This is a genomic window from Candidatus Hydrogenedentota bacterium (genome assembly GCA_018005585.1).
GTDB lineage: Bacteria > Hydrogenedentota > Hydrogenedentia > Hydrogenedentales > JAGMZX01 > JAGMZX01.
In genome coordinates this window covers 1-3,763 of the sequence record JAGMZX010000269.1, presented here as the reverse complement: position 1 = coordinate 3,763, position 3,763 = coordinate 1, and the positions used below count along the sequence as shown (strand labels likewise).

2 protein-coding genes are annotated in these 3,763 nt (G+C 62.9%); one reads left to right on the top strand and one right to left on the bottom strand.

Features of this window, described 5'->3' with window-relative positions; translation table 11 throughout:
- On the bottom strand, positions 1–2,236 hold a 2,236-nt coding region (locus KA184_23580), incomplete at its 3' end, for a hypothetical protein (protein ID MBP8132572.1).
- 426 nt (positions 2,237–2,662) lie between these two features.
- Between KA184_23580 and KA184_23575 the strand changes: the two genes are divergently transcribed.
- Positions 2,663–3,763: hypothetical protein (locus KA184_23575; GenBank protein ID MBP8132571.1), on the top strand; the 1,101-nt coding region annotated here is incomplete at its 3' end.

The following is a 3,763-nucleotide window of genomic DNA, read 5'->3' as shown; positions in this document are numbered from 1 at the left end:
AATCATAAATGCCCGTGGCTGGGTCGGTCGTGCCGTTGCCGACGGGGTCCGTTATCACCAGCACGGTATCCCCCGGCGCGAAATTCGCCGTCAGAGTAGTGTCAGACTCAATCGTGAACGAGAAGGAAGGGGCCGTCGGCGAGAACCCCGGGGGCACGCCGTCCCAATTGAGAAACACGTTGCCGGGGTCGGGAATCGCTTCCACGGACACCAGTTGTCCGGGCAGAACCAGATGGTCGGTTCCGGGGGCAGGTGCCGAGGGCGGAATGGTGGTGCCGTCTCCCGTGCGAATCATGGTCAGGGTCAAGAAATCGACCGGCTCAAAATAGGCCGTGATGGTCCGGTCGGCCGTAAGCGGCCCGACCGTGATTTCCGACGTAAATACATCCGCCTTCGTGCCGTCATCCCAACGGGTAAACCGCCAGCCCGGATCCGTCGCGAAGGCAATCACGGTCACCACGGTGCCATCGGCAAAAGCATGGTCCGCGGGGAAGGGGTTCGTGTAGCCTTGGGGCGGGTCCGCACTACCTTCCGTCGCCACGGCAATGGTCAGGATGTGACCGCTGTTAGTGAACAGCGCCGTGACGGCCTTGTCCGCATCCATGGTGACGCTGATAAACGGGTCGTAGCCCACATAGTCGCCGGTCCAGCCGCCGAAGAAACTGCCGGCGGACGGGAACACGCCCAGGTTCGCGTTGCGGCCCGCGACAAACGCATATACACCCGGCGCAAGAATGTCGCCGCCTATCGAGCCGCTTCCCGTGCTCGCGCCGTCGATGCCAACGGTCAGATTGAAGACGCCCGTGTTCACGAACACGGCGTCGATGGTGATATCTTCGGTCACAGTGACGGCCGTGTTCTGGTCCCGCGAAATCAAGGTGCCGGGCGCGCCATCCGTCGTGTCGTACCAGCCGTCAAAGGCATAGCCGCTGCCGTCAATCAGGTCGGCCCGGAGGCTGACTCCCGCGCCCGGGAGATAACGTTGGCTACCGGGGCCCGGCGTGATGTTGCCGGTGCCTACCACGTTCAAGGTCAGCGTTGGCCCACAGGGTTCGGCGTTCTGGGTTACGATGAAACCCGCCGCTTCAAGCGCCGGAATGTCATCACAGACGGACTCCGTGTCCAGGGGGTTGTTCGTCAGGTCAATAGACAAGCCCGGGGCAGCCGCGCCGATGAGACCGAGCAGCGGCGTGATATCCGTAATCGCGTTCTGCGTGAAATAAATCTCGGTCAGCGCGGCCATTTGCGACCAATCCGCCGCGGCCAAGGCCGCATCGTCCATGGCGTTTGCGGCAAGGTTGAGAATCTGAAGCGCGGTCAAGGATTCCAGCGCATCAAGCCCCGTGCTGATATTGTTGCCGGACAGGCTAAGAAGCCCCTGCAGCGTGGCGCCGAGGCCCGCCAGCGGCGTGATATCCGTAATCTGGTTCGCGTCCAGGTACAATTCATTGGTCAGGCCGGTAAGCTGGGACCAGTCAACGGAAGCCAATTCCGTGTCATCCAGCCCCGTATCCGTCAGGTCGAGACGAAACAGGTCCGTAAGCGTCTCGAGGGCGGTCAATCCGGCCGTGATGGTATTTCCGTGCAGTTCCAGGCCAACGTCTATCAGATCACTACTGCCGAGCGGCAGGCCGGCGAGGCCAGAAATGTCGATATCTGAACCATTCTGGCCTATACTGAGTTCAATAACCCCGCCCTTCGCGCCAATCGCGTTGAGGCCGGTGGTCCCGACGCTATTCTCGTCGCCGAGCGATTCCCCGACGTTCGCGAAGAATAACACCACCGGATTTGCGGCGCCTGAGAGCAATTCCGTAACGCGCGCGTCTGTTATGCCGCAATTGAACATGAGAACCCCTAGCAGGCTTGTCAGGTCCTTGAGCGGGGTAAGGTCACCTATGGTGCCCAGAGCCATGACGAGGAGTTCGAGGTTCGTCGCCGCCTCAAGCCCCGTCAGGTCCGTCACTCCAACAACAGCGTTCAACGTGCCCGCCTCAACCCCGAGTTCGATTAGACCGTCCGGGTCGTTTGCGCCCGGCCCGGCGCTCGAACCGCCATCGCCTATCAGCCAGTTGCCATCCACGGCATCCGCAATCCCATCGTCGCCGATGATGAGCTCGACGGCGGCCTCAAGCGCATCGTCCGGCATCGAGACATCGCCGGGGTCTGCCGCCGCCGGAAAGGACACCAGCCCCAACAGCAGGGCAAAGATAGCGATTGCTGCGAATCTGCTAGTCATGTTACGTCCCTCACGTTTTGAAAGCCTTCACACACTCTGGCCGCAACCCCCGGCTACGGGAACCGCGGCGCATCCCACGTTGCTCCAAGTGAAAATATCCTGACCCATTCACAGCGAAATGTCAAGTATTCAGGCAAAGCGCGAGAATCGCCCTGCTGGTTCAAGGTCACGACTCGGCCGGGAGCCGGCGCCCGGCCGCCAGAACAACCGATTGCGCTAAAGATCCCGTCACCGCCGCCGATGAACAGAGTGCGACGGATTCGGACCCAGCGACCTTCGTGGTCCGGAGGGGCTGCAATGGGAATTTCTTCGGTTTTAGGGCCAGGACAAGTGATATCCCCGGCGTCTGATGCGGGCGGTCCTGCGGGGCGCCTCCGTCAGTTGACGCCCGCACCGCGCGCAAATCACGCATTATCCGCGAGTGGTGTGTCCTCCGCGCTCGGCCACAGCCGGGAAGCGGCGGTCGCGCGCGCCTTTGAAGCAGCGGTCTACCATCCGCCCAAGGCAAGGCCGGGCCAGCCGCCCTCCGGCGCGACACCCACCGCGGCGCCCTCCGCGGGCCAGCAGCTTGAATTCGATTTCCTTTTCAACACCCGAGTCGAAGCGGTGACTGCGTTCACGCAGCGCACGGCCGCGTTGGCCGGGCGCGCCCCGGGCAACAAAGAGGCAACCCTCACGGAGTTGAGCCGCGAAGTGGCCGCCCGCTTTGAACTCTCGATGTCGCTTTCTGTCTCCGCCCTCGAAGGCTTTGCGTCGGCTGCCGGGAACACCATCGAGGACGGCGGATTGTTCGGGCGTTTCGCGGAACTGGCGCAACGGCTGCTGGGCCTTGCGGGCGAAATGTTCAACGAGGTCTTTGAGTTCCTCGGAACGTTCTTCGCCAATGACACGGAGGAAAACGCGCCCGGCGACATGGTCCGCCAGTTGCTGGAGAACCTGCTTGCGGAATTGTCTGGCGGCCAGGGCGCCGGCGCGCCGGCGGACGGCGCGCAGGCCCGGCAAGTACAGCTCGAATTCCGGTTCACCTTCGAAATGAGCATCGAGGTTTCCGCAACGCAGGGCGAGGTGCAGCAGGGCGACCCGCTCATCCTTGACCTGGACGGCGATGGCATTGAACTGACCAGCTACACGGACGGCGCGCGCTTTGACCTGCTCGGCAACGGGCAACCGGTGCGCACGGCCTTCGTCACCGGCGGCGACGCCTTCCTTGCGCTTGACCGCGACAGCGACGGACGCATCGCCGGCGGCGGCGAGCTTTTCGGCGAGCAGCGCGGCGCCGCCAACGGCTTCGAGGAACTGCGCAAGCTCGATTCAAACGCCGACGGCGTCATTGATGATTTGGACCGCAATTTCGACAGACTGCTGCTCTGGCGCGACGACGGAAACGGCATCTCTGAGGACGGCGAACTCATCACACTGGCGCAAGCGGGCATCGCGTCGATCAGCCTTGGTTATCAGAACGTCGACCAGGCCGCGCTGGGCGGCAACCGCATTGCCCAAATCGCCGCATTCCATTTCACGGACGGG